At 60.0% G+C, this 15,635-nt stretch carries 12 protein-coding genes and 1 pseudogene; 8 read left to right on the top strand and 5 right to left on the bottom strand.

The features are described 5' to 3' along the window. Window positions 1–111 precede the first annotated feature (111 nt). A complete protein-coding gene (locus HU730_RS16465) occupies window positions 112–1,935 on the top strand; it encodes a serine hydrolase domain-containing protein (RefSeq protein ID WP_034126003.1) in 1,824 nt (607 codons plus the stop codon). Window positions 1,936–1,951: 16 nt separating this feature from the next. Continuing rightward, window positions 1,952–2,744 (top strand): annotated as a pseudogene (locus tag HU730_RS16460) (MipA/OmpV family protein). Window positions 2,745–2,878: 134 nt separating this feature from the next. On the opposite strand, the gene HU730_RS16455 reads toward HU730_RS16460, so the two are convergent. Next, window positions 2,879–4,156 carry an ATP-binding protein gene (locus tag HU730_RS16455; protein ID WP_034126004.1) on the bottom strand — a complete coding sequence of 426 codons (1,278 nt, stop codon included), beginning with the start codon at window positions 4,154–4,156 and terminating at the stop codon, window positions 2,879–2,881. Continuing rightward, window positions 4,157–4,864, bottom strand: a complete 708-nt coding sequence (locus tag HU730_RS16450; protein WP_014718339.1) for a response regulator — start codon at window positions 4,862–4,864, stop codon at window positions 4,157–4,159. A gap of 157 nt (window positions 4,865–5,021) precedes the next feature. Between HU730_RS16450 and HU730_RS16445 the strand changes: the two genes are divergently transcribed. Next, window positions 5,022–6,221, top strand: coding sequence for an MFS transporter (locus HU730_RS16445; protein WP_034126006.1), 1,200 nt, complete (start codon window positions 5,022–5,024; stop codon window positions 6,219–6,221). Here the strand turns inward: HU730_RS16445 and miaE are convergent. After that, on the bottom strand, window positions 6,177–6,779 hold the full coding sequence (miaE, locus tag HU730_RS16440; protein ID WP_032892116.1) for a tRNA isopentenyl-2-thiomethyl-A-37 hydroxylase MiaE: 603 nt from the start codon (window positions 6,777–6,779) through the stop codon (window positions 6,177–6,179). The two genes, HU730_RS16445 and miaE, sit on opposite strands and share 45 nt — an antisense overlap. 149 nt (window positions 6,780–6,928) lie before the next feature. Between miaE and HU730_RS16435 the strand changes: the two genes are divergently transcribed. Next, complete coding sequence (locus HU730_RS16435; RefSeq protein ID WP_034126007.1) at window positions 6,929–7,792, top strand: universal stress protein; 864 nt, start codon at window positions 6,929–6,931, stop codon at window positions 7,790–7,792. A 130-nt stretch (window positions 7,793–7,922) separates the two neighbouring features. On the opposite strand, the gene HU730_RS16430 is transcribed toward HU730_RS16435, so the two are convergent. Then, window positions 7,923–8,393 carry a DUF1289 domain-containing protein gene (locus HU730_RS16430; protein WP_032892118.1) on the bottom strand — a complete coding sequence of 157 codons (471 nt, stop codon included), beginning with the start codon at window positions 8,391–8,393 and terminating at the stop codon, window positions 7,923–7,925. A gap of 395 nt (window positions 8,394–8,788) precedes the next feature. On the opposite strand from HU730_RS16430, the gene acnB reads away from it, so the two are divergent. Further along, window positions 8,789–11,398 carry a bifunctional aconitate hydratase 2/2-methylisocitrate dehydratase gene (gene acnB / locus HU730_RS16425; RefSeq protein ID WP_003190828.1) on the top strand — a complete coding sequence of 870 codons (2,610 nt, stop codon included), beginning with the start codon at window positions 8,789–8,791 and terminating at the stop codon, window positions 11,396–11,398. 212 nt (window positions 11,399–11,610) lie between these two features. Here acnB and HU730_RS16420 read toward each other — a convergent pair whose 3' ends face one another. Continuing rightward, complete coding sequence (locus HU730_RS16420) at window positions 11,611–12,888, bottom strand: serine/threonine transporter (RefSeq protein ID WP_186527560.1); 1,278 nt, start codon at window positions 12,886–12,888, stop codon at window positions 11,611–11,613. Between the two features lie 552 nt (window positions 12,889–13,440). On the opposite strand from HU730_RS16420, the gene HU730_RS16415 reads away from it, so the two are divergent. The 3 genes from HU730_RS16415 to HU730_RS16405 all read left to right on the top strand — a co-directional run bounded on the left by HU730_RS16415 (window position 13,441) and on the right by HU730_RS16405 (window position 15,527). After that, window positions 13,441–13,941, top strand: coding sequence for a DUF4822 domain-containing protein (locus tag HU730_RS16415; protein WP_034126009.1), 501 nt, complete (start codon window positions 13,441–13,443; stop codon window positions 13,939–13,941). 53 nt (window positions 13,942–13,994) lie between these two features. Continuing rightward, on the top strand, window positions 13,995–14,429 hold the full coding sequence (locus HU730_RS16410) for a hypothetical protein (protein WP_054921314.1): 435 nt from the start codon (window positions 13,995–13,997) through the stop codon (window positions 14,427–14,429). A gap of 144 nt (window positions 14,430–14,573) precedes the next feature. Then, on the top strand, window positions 14,574–15,527 hold the full coding sequence (locus tag HU730_RS16405; protein ID WP_057975747.1) for a 2-hydroxyacid dehydrogenase: 954 nt from the start codon (window positions 14,574–14,576) through the stop codon (window positions 15,525–15,527). Window positions 15,528–15,635: the final 108 nt, after the last annotated feature.

Raw genomic sequence — 15,635 nt, 5'->3', positions numbered from 1 at the left:
TTATAAGCGGCCGTTAACAGTCTTTGACAGTTTCCCGACAAAGCACTCAAAGATTCTCGGCCCCCGCCGCCCTAGCATTCCAGCATCCAAATCATCATTCGGGTGCTCTTGATGTTTCGCAGATTGCGCGGTATTCCGCTCTTGGGTTGCCTGTTGGGCAGTATCGGTTGCCACTCGCAACCGCCTGTCCCGCCGCCGATTCAAAAAGGCGATTACGGCGCAATCATCCGCTACCTGCAAACCCGCATTCCCCGGGAGATGGCGCGGGACAATGTGGCGGGATTGTCGATTGCCCTGGTCAATGGCCAGGAGCTGATCTGGGCCCGCGGCTTTGGCCTGGCTGACAAAGACCTGGGGGTGCCGGTCACGCCCAATACCGCGTTTCGCGCAGGTGGCATCTCCAAGCTGCTGAGCGCCACGGCAGCGCTGCAACTGGTGGAGCAGCAACACCTGGCGCTGGATGCGCCGATCCAGAAGACCCTGCGTGAGTTCTACGTACGCTCCCGCTTTCACAGCGACCAGGCCGAGGCGGATCGAGCGATCACCTTGCGGCGCTTGCTCAGCCATCAATCCGGCTTGCCCAGCGAGCACCTGCGCGACCTGCGCAGCACCTATGCCATGGGGCAAATGCCGATGCGTGTGTCGGGTGTGTGGCTGAGCAGCCTGCCGGGCTCCCAGGTGGCGTATTCCAACCTTGGCTATGCCTTGGTGGGCGCCGCCATTGAGCGCAGCAGCGGCAAAAGCTTCGAAGCCCAGTTACAAAGCAGCCTGCTCACACCCTTGCGAATGAACCAGTCCAGTTTCCTGGGCACCGGTGCGCAAATGAGCTATCGCGCCCACGGCTACGAGGATGGCAAGGCCAGCACCGACCCACAGGTGCGTGACCTCGCCGCCGGCGGCCTGTGGACCAGCCCCAAAGACCTCAGCCGCTACGTACGCATGCTGTTTGCCAAGGGCACCTACAAGGGCAGCCAGATCCTCGGCAGCACGTCTATCGACGCCATGTTTACCCAGCAAAACACCGGCAATGCCTTGGATTTCGACTGCCAGATGGGCTTGGGCTGGTTCTTGGCGCCCTGTGGTGACGAGCCCATCGGCCCCGGTGTGCGCACCTACCAGCACAGCGGTGGCGGCGACGACTTCGTGGCCCAGTTGACCCTGCTGCCGGATCAGCAACTGGCCGTGGTCATCATGGCCAACGACAGCAACGCCGAAGACATGGTGGTGTCGCTGACCACCGACAGCCTGCGCCTGATGCTCCAGGCTCAGACCGGCAAGCCCGTATGCGCCGATGACTGCCAGGCCCCCAGCCACGGCCTCAAGCTGCGCCATGTACCGGCGGCGGTGGATCGCAAGCGCCTGGCAGGCTTCTACGCCACCGCCTGGGGCGTGTTCCGCATCAGGGATGAGCATGCGCGCTTGAGCGGTGAACTGGCCGGCTACGATTTCCAGCTATTGCGTGATGAGCAAGGCTGGCTGCGGGCGCAGAAAAAGATACTGGGTTTCTGGCGCAAGGACCTCGGCGAGTTGGGCCGCGTGCAGTTGGATGTGCTCACGGTACAAGGCCGCCAAATGCTCACCGCCCGCAGCCACGGCCAACGCATTGCCATCGGCGAGCGCATCGAGCCGCCGCCCTTGTCCGCCGCGTGGGCCAACACGGTCGGCACCTACCAGGTGCTCAGCAGCCATGAACCCGACGCGCCATTGAGTGGCATCAGCGTGCGCCAGGAGGACGGTTTCCTGGTGATTCGCGGCCAATTGCACGGCGAGCCGTTGACCGACTACATCCTGCTGCCCATCGACAACGCCCATGCGGTGCTGGCCGGCAACGGCTACGGCCTGGGCGATACCGTCAGCCGCCAGGTCAACGGCCTGAGTGCTTCGGGCTACTCGTTCAAACGCACCCATTCACCCCACACACCCTTGAACCTCTAACCAGGAAAACACCCTGATGCACTCAAAAAACCTGTGCCTGTCATTGACCTCACTGTGCCTGCTCGCCGCCGCCGATACGGCGCTTGCCGAAGACTGGCAATACAGCCTCGAGGCCGGCATGGCCAACGCCCCCCCGCTACAGTGGCAGCCACGAACGTATGACGGCGCCTGTGCTCGGTGGCAAAATCATCAGCCCCTGGGGCGTCTTCCTCGACACTGATACGGGCTTGGGCTGGGGTTACGAAGGTAATGCCCTGAGCTTCAGCGCATACGTTGGCGCAAGCGATTCGCGCAAGGATAAAAATGAAAGCATGCATGCCGGCTCCAAACGCCTCAAAGGCATGGGCGAGATCAAGTCACGTCCGCAATTGGGGGTGAGTGCCGCCTACAACCTCGGCGGTGTGATCATCGGCGCCACCCTGGAACATGCGCTTGAAGAAGATAAACACAAGGAAACCGGCAAGGCTTTTACCCACCTGGAGTTGAGCCTGGGTACCAATCTCTATGAAGGCCGCTACGGCTCCGTCGATGCCGCCATCAACAGCCACTTCGGTGACCGCAACTACCTGCAAACCTGGTACGGCGTGACTGCCGACCAGGCCACCCGCAGCCGCTTCAAGGAATACAAGGCAAGGGCCGGCAATATCAGCAATGGCATGAACCTTTCATGGAGCGTGCCGATCAACGAACACACGCAGTTCTCGACCTTGCTGGATGTGCAATACCTGGCGGATGAAGCAGGCAAGAGCCCGATCGTGGAGCAGCGGCTGCAGGCATCGGTGTTGGGGGAGCTGCAGTACACCTTCTGATCTGACTTGCCCTCTGTAGGAGCGAGCTTGCTCGCGAAAAACTCGCAGGCGCCGCGTTTATCCAGAAAACACGCGTTATCGTTGAGGTTTTTCGCGAGCAAGCTCGCTCCACGATGGCATTGGGGCAAGCCCCCTTACTCGGCATAGGCCCACGTCATTCGAAACGACGCCCCGCCCCACTCCGAATCCTGCACTTCCACCTGTCCGCCATGCCACTGGCTGACACGCTTGACCAGCGCCAGGCCCAGACCAAATCCGCCTGTGCGGCGGTCGCGGCTGGCGTCAAGGCGCAGGAAGGGTTCGAATATCTTGGTGCGACCCTCCAGCGGTACTCCCGGCCCATCGTCGTTGACCCGCACTTCGTAACCGCTGCCAAACTTGACCAGCGACACTTCCACGCGACGATCGGCATAACGAATCGCGTTGCGCAGCAGGTTGATCACGGCCCGCGCCATAAAGCGTGGCTCGATCTGGATAACGTCCACCTCGCAGGTGCGCAACGACAACTGCACCCCTTCCGCTTCGGCCTCCAGGGCCACGCTGCCGATCACACTGTCGAGCCAACTGTGGGCCTCGATTTGCTCGCGAGTGACCTGGGTCGCGCCTGGCTCAAGGCTGGCATAGGTCAACAGCTCGGAGACCATTTCTTCCAGCTCACCGAGGTCGGCGTACATGTCGTTGATCAATGCTCGGCTTTGCCGTGGGTCGCTCTGCTGCCTGAGCTGGTCCAGCTCGAATGACAGCCGCGCAATCGGCGTACGCAATTCGTGGGAGACCGCGTTGGTGAGTTCGCGCTGGTTGGCGATCAAACCTTCGATGCGCTCGGCCATCTGGTTGAAGTGCCCGGCCAGTGAACGCACGGTGGAGCGAGTCGGCAACAAGATGCGCGAGCCCAGGTCATTGTCACCGAAACGTTGCGCTGCCAGGCGGATGTGCTCCAGGTCGCGCCAGTGTGGACGCACCCAGAAATACAGGACGATGGCCAGGCTCACGCCCAGGAAAGCGTAGGCCCAGAGGTACAACCACTTGGGTTCCTCCGGCAATCTGATTTCGAGCAGTTGCGGGCCGTCGTCGATAGGCGCAAGAAATTTCATGAAGTCCTCGCGCACCACCACCTGGCCAGCCGCCAGGAGTTTCTGTTCCCGTTCGCTCAAATCCTGGGTGTCGCGCTGCACCAGTTCGAGCCGCAAGCCGTAATGCGGTTGCAGTTCGTCCAGGCGTGCCTGGCGCGCCTCTGCCTGCACGGGGCGCAACTGTTCCACCAAGGCCCAGGCCGGGCCGCGCAGGGCTTCACGGTTATAGGTTTCGTTGGATTCGGGCATGTAAGCGTCCAGGCCGAAGTTGACCAACCAGATCGACCCGGCCAGACCGAGCGCGAGAATCAAATAGAGGCGCAGGTACAAGCGCAGCATCTACACCTCCCACGCGAACGGATTGAACAGGTAGCCCTTGCCCCAGATGGTCTTGATGCACACCGGTTCGCGGGGGTTGTCATTGAGCTTGCCGCGCAGTTTGCTGATGTACACGTCTACGCTGCGGTTCAGCCCGTCAAAGGCAATGCCGCGCATGCGGTTCAGGATGTCGTCGCGAGAGAGGATCTTGCCCGCGCTGCTGGCCAGCAACCACAGCAACTCGAACTCCATGGTGGTGAGGTCAATGGTCTCGCCGCCCAGGCGGACCACCCGGCAACTGCGATCAATCGACAAACGGCCAAATTCCAGGGCACCGCGCACGGTGGGCTCGGGCACCTGGCGGCGCTGCAGCGCACGCAGGCGCGCCAACAACACCGGCGGTTTGATCGGCTTGATCACGTAGTCGTCAGCACCGGACTCAAGGCCAAGGATATGGTCCAGGTCATCTTCCTTGGCGGTGAGGATCACGATGGGCGTGTCCGACACGTTGCGAATCTCGCGGCAGACATGCAGCCCGCTCTGACCCGGCAGCATCAGATCGAGCACGACGATCTTCGGCTTGAAATCCAGGAACGCCGCCAGCGCTTCATCGCCCCGGTACACCACCCGTACCTCGAAACCATGCTGCGACAGAAAATGCGAGACCAGCCCTGCCAGCTTTTCATCGTCCTCAACGAGCAGGACCTTGCCCAGACCCAGGTTTTCCATAAGTTCTCAGTGTGGATGCGCGGATTGAAATGGGGCCATTATAGGTGGCAAGCTGGCCGACAGAGGTGGCTGACCAGTCCACAGCGAAGAAGCTTCATGCTTTTAAGAGTTTTTAACAAATAGCCTGCAGTTTTTAACGCCATTGACAGGGAGTTCCATGCGCAAGGATTACCTGGCGTTCTTCATTTCGCTGTTCCTTTCACGGCTGGCCGACCAGGTTCTGCTGTTTATCGTGCCACTGATCGTGTTCCAGACCACGCAAAGCGTGTCGTGGGCGGGGTTGGCGTTTTTTATCGAGTCACTGCCGCGCTACCTGGCGTTTCCGGTGTGCGGCGCGTTGTGCGACAGGTTTTCACCGGTGCGTATCCTGCATATCAGCCAGGTGTATCGGGCCCTGGCCTGCGTGGTGGCGATGGCGCTGTATGGGCTGTTCGACGGTATCCATTGGCTGGTGATGCTGTCCGCGTTGTGCGGCGTGCTGACCACCCAGGGCATCATGGCGCGGGAAGTGGTGATGCCGCATATCTTCGGGCAGTACACCTACGCCAAGACCTTGTCCTATTCGCAGATCGCCGACCAGGGCGGACTGGTGCTCGGGCCATTGGTGGCGGCGCTGATGCTGGAAGTCTGGGCGTGGCCATGGGTAGTGCTGGGCGTCGCCGCGCTGTTTGTGCTGGCAGACCTGGCGATGCTGATCTGGCAGCGCAACACCACGGTGGACCTGCACATCCATGAACAACAGCCGGGTAACTGGCTGCAACCCCTGCGCACCGCTTTTGGCCACATCCTCAACCGGGTGGAGTTGAAACGCATCATCGTCCTGGCGGTCGGTGTGAACCTGATGGTCGGCGTGACGCTGGCTACCTCGGCTGCCATGGTCACCGGCCACTACGCAGCGGGCAAAGACGCCTATGCCCTGCTGCAAGCCGCCGGGGCGCTGGTGACAATCGCGATTCTGTTCTACCTGGCGCATTCATCACTGAAGCTGAAGGTACTGGGCGGGTTGTCGTACTCGATGATCACCGTCGGCGCGCTGATCACCGCGCTCAGCCCCGGCGTGTGGGCCTACACGGTGGGGTTCCTGCTGCTGACCGGCTTCGACAAGATGTTCAACGTGTACCTGCGCAGCACCCGCCAACGGGTGATTCCGGTGCAGGACTTCGGCAAGACCGTTGGCGTGATGACCTTGCTCAACAACCTGGCCCAGCCCTTGGCGGGCTTGATGATTGCCGTGTTGGCAGCGCCTTTGGGCACGCCAACGGTGATCCTGCTGCTGACCGGGATCACCGCCTTGATCGGTGTGGCCGTAGCCTCAGGCTGGCACGCCACTGTGAAAGCGGAACTCGACGTCGGGTGATTCGATCAGGTCCTGCTCGGTGGCCCGTACCCGCTCGATCACCTGGGCGATATCCTTGGCGTCGCCGTACTGGTATGCCAGCTTCAAGTAGCCCTGGAAGTGCCGCGCCTCGCTTTTGAGCAAGCCGAAATAGAACTTGCCGAGTTCTTCGTCCAAATGCGGCACCAGCGCTTCGAACCGCTCGCAACTGCGCGCTTCGATAAAGGCCCCCACCACCAGGGTATCCACCAGCTTGACCGGCTCATGGCTGCGCACCACCTTGCGCAAACCCGAGGCGTAACGGCCGGCGTGCAGTTGACGCAGTTCGACCTTGCGCTTTTTCATCAGGCGCATGACCTGCTCGTGGTGCACCAACTCTTCGCGGGCCAGGCGCGACATCATGTTGATCAGGTCAACGTGGCCGTAGTACTTGGCCATCAGGCTCAAGGCGGTGCTGGCGGCTTTGAATTCGCAGTTCTTGTGGTCGATCAGCAGGGTTTCCTGATCGGCCAACGCGGCCTGGACCCAGGCATCGGGGGTGCGGCAGCCGAGGAATTCATGGATTTCGGGCAGGTTCATCGGGCTCACGGGCAAAGGATCACAAAAGGGCGCCGATTATACCGACCCCGTCGCAGACCACCAGCCACCGGCCTTGATGTGTATCAACATGACGGCTGCGTAGCAGCAACTATAGTTATCCAACGCCCGCCCTTTTGGAGATCCCGACCATGCAAGCCATCCGCAGCATCCTGGTGGTCATCGAGCCCGAGCATTCGGAAAGCCTGGCCCTCAAGCGTGCCAAGCTGATTGCCAAAGTCACCGACGCGCACCTGCACTTGCTGGTCTGTGACAAGAAGCACGAGCATTCGGCGCTGCTGAGCCTGCTCAAGGAAGGCTTGAAAGAAGACGGCTACAGCGTCACCACCGAGCAGGCCTGGAACGACAGCCTGCATGAAACCATCATCGATGTGCAGCAAGCCGAAGGCTGTGGCCTGGTGATCAAACAGCACTTCCCCGACAACCCTCTGAAAAAAGCCCTGCTGACCCCGGCGGACTGGAAGTTGCTGCGCTACTGCCCAACGCCGGTGTTGCTGGTCAAGACCGCCACCCCCTGGGCGGGCGGCGTGATCCTGGCGGCCATCGACGTGGGCAACGCCGACGGCGAACACCGCTCGCTGCACAATTCGATCATCGACCATGGCTTTGATATCGCCAGCCTCGCCAAAGCGCAGTTGCATGTGATCAGCGCTCACCCCTCGCCCATGCTGTCGGCGGCAGACCCGACCTTTCAGCTCAAGGAAACCATCGAGGCGCGTTACCGCGAGCAATGCAAGGCCTTCCAGGCCGAGTTCGACGTGGACGACAGGCACCTGCATATCGAAGAAGGCCCGGCCGATGTGCTGATCCCACATATCGCCCATCGGTTGCAGGCGGCGGTGACCATTATCGGCACGGTGGCGCGCACGGGGATTTCCGGCGCGTTGATCGGCAATACCGCAGAAGTGGTGCTGGATGCGGTGCAAAGCGATGTGCTGGTGCTCAAACCGCAGACGCTCATGGACCATCTGGAAGAGCTGGCGACCAAGCCCTGACACCGACCTTCAGGCAATGTGGATCAAATGTGGAAGCTGGCTTGCCTGCGATTGCGGTGGGTAAGCGGGCGCATTTGCTCCTGATACACCGCTATCGCAGGCAAGCCAGCTCCCACATTGACCTCGCCAGTCAGTTACCCAGCGCATCTTTCAAGAACCCCGGCGCGATATAGCGCTGGTAATGCGCCTCGGACAAGATAAAGAACTCGCGATCAATGGCATCGCGCAGTTCAGGCAGCGCCCAGTCGCGAAACTCCGGCAACAGCACCATCCCATAGGCTTCCAGGTTATTGATCACCCGGGCCCCACGGGCGATCAACTGGTAGGCCCAGCAATACTCGGACTGGTGTGGCACAAAGCGAATCTTGCGTTGCTCCAACTGCCCGCGCAGGGTCTTGGGGTCGAAAACCTCCACTTTACCGGCCATGACCTGCACCAACAGCTGCTCAAGCCTGAGCCAGACCGCACGTTTTTCTTCTTCGTTATAGCCATTCCACTGGATCACTTCATGGTGGAAGCGCTTGCATCCACGGCACACGAGATCGCCGTAGACCGTGGAGCACAGGCCGACGCAGGGGGTCTTGATGGTTTGGTTGGGCATAAGCAGCAACACGCAAATCAGCGAAACAGTGTGCCATGTTAGCCCTTTGTCTAAGGTTGATCACCCAGCAAACTTGAGCAGGCAACTTACCTTTAGATTTTTTTTGCCGTAGAATCACCCGGCCTTGTAAGGCGCCAATAATCCGCTGGAAGCTGTTTTCAAAGCGTCACGAGCACAGTCGTTCCTTCAGAACGGTGTTGGCGCAGGTTCGACCCGGTAGGTCAGAGCCCGCGCCAACCCTCATCAGCTCCGTTCTGCAGGCGTAAAACTTTGAAAGCAGCTTCTGTAAGGAATGCCGGCAGCGCTGGCTTTGCGGCCCAAAAAGCCCCCGAGCGCATGCGTGCCGTTCATTTCTGGATGAGCGTCCCGTGGGACCACTGATGAGGGTAATAACTGTGCTTGAAGCCTACCGCAAACATATCGAAGAGCGTGCAGCACTGGGTATCGTTCCCCAGCCGCTTAACGCCGAACAAACCGCAGGCCTGGTCGAGCTGCTGAAAAATCCTCCGGCTGGCGAAGAAGAATTCCTCGTTGACCTGATCACCAACCGTATTCCACCAGGCGTTGACGAAGCCGCTTACGTCAAGGCCGGTTTCCTGTCTGCCCTGGCCAAGGGCGAAGCCACTTCCCCCCTGATCGACAAGAAACGCGCTGTTGAACTGCTCGGCACCATGCAGGGCGGCTACAACATCGTGACGTTGGTCGAGCTGCTGGACGACGCCGAACTGGCGCCCGTCGCGGCCGCCCAACTCAAGCACACCCTGCTGATGTTCGATGCGTTCCACGACGTCGCCGAAAAAGCCCGCAACGGCAACGAGCACGCCAAAGGCGTGATCCAGTCCTGGGCTGACGGCGAGTGGTTCCGCAACCGCCCTACCCTGGCCGACAAGATCAGCCTGCGCGTCTTCAAGGTCACCGGCGAAACCAACACCGACGACCTGTCGCCTGCGCCTGACGCCTGGTCCCGCCCTGACATCCCGCTGCACGCCCTGGCCATGCTGAAAATGGCTCGCGAAGGCATCGTGCCGGACGAGCAAGGCAAGACCGGCCCGATGAAGCAGATCGAAGAAATGCGCGGCCAAGGCTTCCCGATCGCCTACGTGGGTGACGTGGTCGGTACCGGCTCGTCGCGTAAGTCAGCGACCAACTCGGTACTGTGGTTCTTCGGTGACGACGTACCTTACGTGCCGAACAAGCGTGCCGGCGGTTTCTGCTTCGGCAGCAAGATCGCTCCGATCTTCTACAACACCATGGAAGATGCTGGCGCACTGCCAATCGAATTCGACGTCACCAACATGAACATGGGCGACGTGATCGACCTGTACCCGCATGCTGGCAAAGTCTGCAAGCACGGCACCGACGAAGTCCTGACCACCTTCGAAATGAAGACCCCAGTGCTGTTGGACGAAGTCCGTGCTGGCGGCCGTATCCCGCTGATCATCGGCCGTGGCCTGACCGACAAGGCACGCGCTGAGCTGGGCCTGGGCCCGACTGACCTGTTCAAGCTGCCTGAAGCGCCTGTCGACACCGGCAAAGGCTTCACCCTGGCGCAGAAAATGGTCGGCAAGGCCTGTGGCCTGCCAGAAGGCAAAGGCGTTCGTCCAGGCACCTACTGCGAGCCGAAGATGACCACCGTGGGGTCCCAGGACACCACCGGCCCAATGACCCGTGATGAACTCAAGGACCTGGCGTGCCTGGGCTTCTCGACCGACCTGGTGATGCAGTCCTTCTGCCACACCGCGGCTTACCCCAAGCCGATCGACGTGACCACCCACCACACCCTGCCTGACTTCATCATGACCCGTGGCGGTGTATCGCTGCGTCCAGGCGACGGCATCATCCACAGCTGGCTGAACCGCATGCTGCTGCCGGACACCGTCGGTACCGGTGGCGACTCCCACACCCGTTTCCCGATGGGCATCTCGTTCCCGGCCGGTTCTGGCCTGGTCGCGTTCGCCGCAGCCACTGGCGTAATGCCACTGGACATGCCGGAATCGATTCTGGTGCGCTTCAAAGGCAAGATGAAGCCTGGCATCACCCTGCGTGACCTGGTTCATGCCATTCCTTACTACGCGATCCAGGCTGGCCTACTGACCGTAGAAAAGAAAGGCAAGAAGAACGCCTTCTCTGGCCGCATCCTGGAAATCGAAGGCCTGAACGATCTGACGCTAGAACAGGCTTTCGAGCTGTCCGACGCCTCGGCTGAACGTTCGGCTGCCGGTTGCACCATCAAGCTGTCCAAAGAGTCCGTCACCGAGTACCTGAACTCCAACATCACCCTGCTGCGCTGGATGATCGGCGAAGGCTACGGCGATGCACGCACCCTGGAACGTCGCGCCCAAGCGATGGAAGCCTGGGTTGCCAACCCGGAGCTGATGGAGGCCGATGCCGACGCCGAATACGCCGAAATCATCGAGATCGACCTGTCGGAAATCAACGAGCCGATCCTCTGCGCGCCAAACGACCCGGACGACGCCCGTCTGCTGTCCAGCGTCGCTGGCGAGAAGATCGACGAAGTGTTCATCGGTTCGTGCATGACCAACATCGGTCACTTCCGCGCTGCCGGTAAGCTGCTGGAGCAGGTCAAGGGCCAGCTGCCTACCCGTCTGTGGCTGTCGCCGCCGACCAAGATGGACGCTCACCAACTGACCGAAGAAGGCTACTACGGCATCTACGGCAAGGCTGGCGCACGTATGGAAATGCCAGGCTGCTCGCTGTGCATGGGTAACCAGGCACGCGTTGAGCCGAACTCCACCGTCGTGTCTACCTCGACCCGTAACTTCCCGAACCGCCTGGGTGATGGTGCAAACGTCTACCTGGCATCGGCTGAGCTGGCGGCAGTCGCCTCCACTCTGGGTCGCCTGCCGACAGTCGAAGAGTACATGGGCTACGCAGCGAAACTGGACACCATGGCCAGTGACGTCTACCGCTACCTGAACTTCGACCAGATCGCCGAGTTCCGCAAGATCGCAGCAAGCGCCAACATCCCGGTGATTCAAGCTTAACGGTGTGTTGATGTGAAGAACGCCGCGTATCGCAAGGTACGCGGCGTTTTTTTATGCCTGGAATTAACCTTTACTGCCAACACAAAACAAATGTGGGAGCTGGCTGCCCTAATCCAGTGTAGGAGCGAGCTTGCTCGCGAAAAACTCACCGGCGCCGCGTTCATCCAGGAAGCACGCGTTATCGTTGACGTTCTTCGCGAGCAAGCTCGCTCCTACGCAACCAGCGAATACACCAACGCCGTAATGGCAACCAAGCCAACTGCAGTCACAAACACATTCGACGCCTGCCCACGGTACTTGGCCATGGCCGGCACCTTGCGGATGGCGTACATCGGCATCAGGAACAGAATCGACGCAATCACCGGCCCACCCAGGGTCTCGATCATGCCAAGGATGCTCGGGTTAAGCGTGGCGACGATCCAGCACACCACCAACATGAAAGCGGCGGTCATGCGGTCCAGGGCCTTGGGTGCCGGACGGCGGCCAGTCTTGACCACCAGGCCCTTGAGGCCCTCGCTGGCGCCGATGTAGTGGCCCAGGAACGACTTGGCAATCGCCACGAACGCGATCAACGGTGCGGCAAAGGCAATCGTCGGGTTATCGAAGTGGTTGGCCAGGTACGACAGGATCGACAGGTTTTGCGCTTTCGCTTCCGCCAACTGCGCGGGCGACAGGGTCAGCACGCAACTGAACACGAAGAACAGCACCATCGCCACCATCAGCAAGTGCGCGCGGGACAGGATCTGCGAACTGCGCTCCTCGGCGTGAGCGCCATACTGGCGCTTCTGGTCCACCGCAAAGGCCGAGATGATCGGCGAATGGTTGAACGAGAACACCATCACCGGAATCGCCAGCCACAGCGTATTGAGCAACGCCGACGGTGCCGGCACTTCGCTGGCGGTACTGAGAATGCCGCCGGTCCAGTGCGGCACCAGGTACACCGCCAGGAACAGCAAGGCCACAATAAACGGGTACACCATCAGGCTCATGGCCTTGACGATCACCTGTTCACCGCAGCGCACAACGGCGAGCAGGCCGAGGATCAATACAAACGCCAGGATCGCCCGGGGCGGCGGCAGGATGTGCAGTTGGTGCTCCATGAAGCTGCTGACGGTATTGGTCAGCGCCACGCTGTAGATCAGCAGGATCGGGAAGATCGCGAAGAAGTACAGCAAGGTGATCAGTGCACCGGCCTTGATACCGAAATGCTCTTCCACCACGTCGGTGATGTCGGAACCTTCGCGGCCGGACAGCACGAAACGGGTCAGCCCACGGTGGGCAAAGAACGTCATCGGGAAGGCCAGCAACGCCAGGATCACCAGCGGCCAGAAGCCCCCCAGGCCCGCGTTGATCGGCAAGAACAAAGTACCGGCGCCAATGGCGGTACCGAACAGCCCGAGCATCCAGGTGGTGTCCTGGCGGCTCCAGCTTGTGAGCGTTGCAGGTGTCGTTGCATAGCGTTCGTCGACGCTATTGGCCTGATCATTCATCCGGTCGGATCTCCGCATTCACACGGCCAGGACGAGTCAGAAAAACCTGACAGGCAGCGCCCTGACCTTAACAGGGGCGCGATTGTCCGGGATTCTTGTGAATAAGCAAAGACTTAGCTGAGGAACGGCAATGCAGTGCAAAGCCTGGAAGGCGGTCCATGGGCAGCTCAGTTGAGTCAACGCCAGATGCGCATCGCCTTTACCCACCTCACGAGCCCCCCTGCCGGCGTGGCATTGGGAGGGTCGATCAGGCAAGGCCGGCGAAGCTGTGTTTAAACAAATCCAGTCATTCAAAGTTCTCCAGTGGCAAGCCGCTGACAGAAACCCAACATCAATTAAAGTTACGCACCCTCACATATAAGAAAGTTCTTACAGACAGTTAATCAGCGCATCTGGACTGAAACTCTAATTATTGCGGGTTTTGTTGCAAGGGTTTTCCCAAGCATTGAGAGCCCCTCCTATCACGTCTATATTCCAGCTCAGCTCAAAAAAACAAAGTCCTCTAAACCCACGACAGCAGAATTAAAAACCTCACTCGCCAGGAGCGACTTGATGAAAAAACACAACCTTATTTTCTCGCTGATACTTGCCACCGGAATGCTCAGCCCATTGGCCAGCCAAGCACAACCGGCAGTAGAAAACTCCGACGCAAGTGCCCTGGGCACATCCCCCCGCTGGCTGACGACAAAAGTTTATATAGAGGGCGCCCCAGAGATCGATGTAAAGGACAAGTACCCAGGTGTCGTTGGAATATCAGCGTGGGACCCTGAGCGTAATCGCTACGAATTTTTCTACACCGATACCGGGCTATCAAAATATGACAACGGCGGCGGCGGTTACTTCATGGTAACAGGGGACAGGAAAAACCATATCCTGATACCCGATAAAGGTGCAACGAGAACCATCGTCAGAAAACTTGAGACGTTGAACAATCAGGAATTCACTTACTCTCGTGAAGTGCCGCGCGACATGATCGACGCCAACCCTCTTGTTCGAATACATGTGGTTCATGCGCCCTATACCGGATCAGTAAAAACCACCCCCACCCACTAACCCTCAACACTCACCCCACGAGTAGCGACAATACTCATAAAAGGCCTCACTCAATGAAAACGCTATTAAAGCCTTTATTGGCGTCTGTTTTATTGTTCTCTACCCTTGTTTCAGGCGGCCTTCATGCGCAGGCTTCCACATCAGGAAAACCTGTCGCCATCAGCGCTGACAATGCGGTGCTGCTGACCGTTTTCCTCAAACATGACCAATCTCGCAACTTGAACGAAATAAGAACAAAACTCACCGAACAGGAACTCTTTAAAGTATTCCCTCCTGAAGGGGTAGAGATCGTCAGTTGGACCATCGCCATGGGGATCGGCCACGTCATCGTTCTACGCTTCCCCGCCTCGCGCCTGCGGGAGGTCAATCTCGCCATCGAACGCTCTGCATGGGGCCCCTTCAGGACAGAGTTCTTTCCTACCTACGATTACATGGACATCGTAGCGGCCGAACAGAGCAAGGTGCGCAAGCCTGCACCCGCTAAATAATTCGCCCGCGTGCAAACAGCGTCTCCCGCTCGCCGAGACGCTGGCACCTTTCGCAAAATCAGTCGCGCTTTCTCGGGCCCTCGGCATTTCGCGCAACAAAAATGCAGCATACTCAGAGCATCGAACTCACCGGAGAGCTGCCCCATGCCCACCACCGTTCTGGTCCTGGTTGAAACCATCAACGAGTACCTGCAAATCATCGAGAGCAATGACTTTCATGTGATTCTGGCGCCGACGCCCGCCGAACGCGCTCAGGCGATCAAGTTGCACGGTGGGCAGATCAAGGCCGTGCTGACCCGTGGCCCGCTGGGGTTGTACGCCGATGAAATCGCGGCACTGCCGTTGTTGGAAATCATCTGCGTGATCGGTGCCGGCTACGAACACGTGGACCTGCAGGCCGCGAGCAATCGTGGGATCGTGGTGACCAACGGTGCAGGGGTAAATGCGCCGTCAGTGGCCGACCATGCCATGGCGCTGCTGCTGTCGCTGGTGCGTGGCGTTCCCCAGACGGATGCAGCGGTGCGGCGTGGCGAATGGCCGAAAGTGATGCGCCCTTCCCTGAGCGGTAAACACCTGGGGATTCTCGGGCTGGGTGCGGTGGGGATGGAGATTGCCCGGCGCGCCGCCCTGGGGTTCGGCATGGAGGTGAGTTATCACAACCGCCAACCCCGCGATGACGTGGATTACACCTACTGTGCGACGGCTGTCGAGCTGGCGCGTACCTCGGATTTCCTGGTGCTGGCTACGCCCGGCGGTGCCAGCACCCGTCACCTGATCGACCGTCACGCCCTGGACGCCCTGGGGCCGCACGGCTTTCTGGTCAACATCGGGCGCGGCAGCGTAGTGGTGACCGCCGACCTGGTCGCCGCGCTGGAGCAGCGCCGCATCGGCGGCGCCGCGCTGGACGTGTTTGACGATGAGCCTGCAGTGCCCGATGCCCTCAAGCGCCTGAGCAATACCGTGCTGACGTCCCACGTGGCCGGCCTGTCCCCGGAAGCGGCCCATGACACGGTGCAGCGCGTCGCTGATAATCTGGTGGAATACTTTGCCGGCCGCCCCGTGCTTACACCGGTGGCCTTGCCAGCGCCCGCAAAATGACCAATCAGGCACGCTGATCACCCTTCAACACGCTAACCTATTAAACCGCCCCGACCTTGTCGCTGGGCGGCTATGCGCATTAGATTAGGAAATAGTCCAAGGCCTTTA

This window comes from Pseudomonas sp. SWRI22 (assembly GCF_014268395.2).
Classification (GTDB): Bacteria; Pseudomonadota; Gammaproteobacteria; order Pseudomonadales; family Pseudomonadaceae; genus Aquipseudomonas; species Aquipseudomonas paracarnis.
This window is presented reverse-complemented; position numbering and strand designations above follow the sequence as displayed.

Excerpts from the sequence above, each read along its gene's own strand:
- HU730_RS16465 (WP_034126003.1), top strand. The coding sequence starts at position 112 with ATGTTTCGCAGATTGCGCGGTATTCCGCTCTTGGGTTGCCTGTTGGGC.
- HU730_RS16455 (WP_034126004.1), bottom strand. The coding sequence starts at position 4,156 with ATGCTGCGCTTGTACCTGCGCCTCTATTTGATTCTCGCGCTCGGTCTG.
- HU730_RS16450 (WP_014718339.1), bottom strand. The coding sequence starts at position 4,864 with ATGGAAAACCTGGGTCTGGGCAAGGTCCTGCTCGTTGAGGACGATGAA.
- HU730_RS16445 (WP_034126006.1), top strand. The coding sequence starts at position 5,022 with ATGCGCAAGGATTACCTGGCGTTCTTCATTTCGCTGTTCCTTTCACGG.
- miaE (WP_032892116.1), bottom strand. The coding sequence starts at position 6,779 with ATGAACCTGCCCGAAATCCATGAATTCCTCGGCTGCCGCACCCCCGAT.
- HU730_RS16435 (WP_034126007.1), top strand. The coding sequence starts at position 6,929 with ATGCAAGCCATCCGCAGCATCCTGGTGGTCATCGAGCCCGAGCATTCG.
- HU730_RS16430 (WP_032892118.1), bottom strand. The coding sequence starts at position 8,393 with ATGCCCAACCAAACCATCAAGACCCCCTGCGTCGGCCTGTGCTCCACG.
- HU730_RS16420 (WP_186527560.1), bottom strand. The coding sequence starts at position 12,888 with ATGAATGATCAGGCCAATAGCGTCGACGAACGCTATGCAACGACACCT.
- HU730_RS16415 (WP_034126009.1), top strand. The coding sequence starts at position 13,441 with ATGAAAAAACACAACCTTATTTTCTCGCTGATACTTGCCACCGGAATG.
- HU730_RS16410 (WP_054921314.1), top strand. The coding sequence starts at position 13,995 with ATGAAAACGCTATTAAAGCCTTTATTGGCGTCTGTTTTATTGTTCTCT.
- HU730_RS16405 (WP_057975747.1), top strand. The coding sequence starts at position 14,574 with ATGCCCACCACCGTTCTGGTCCTGGTTGAAACCATCAACGAGTACCTG.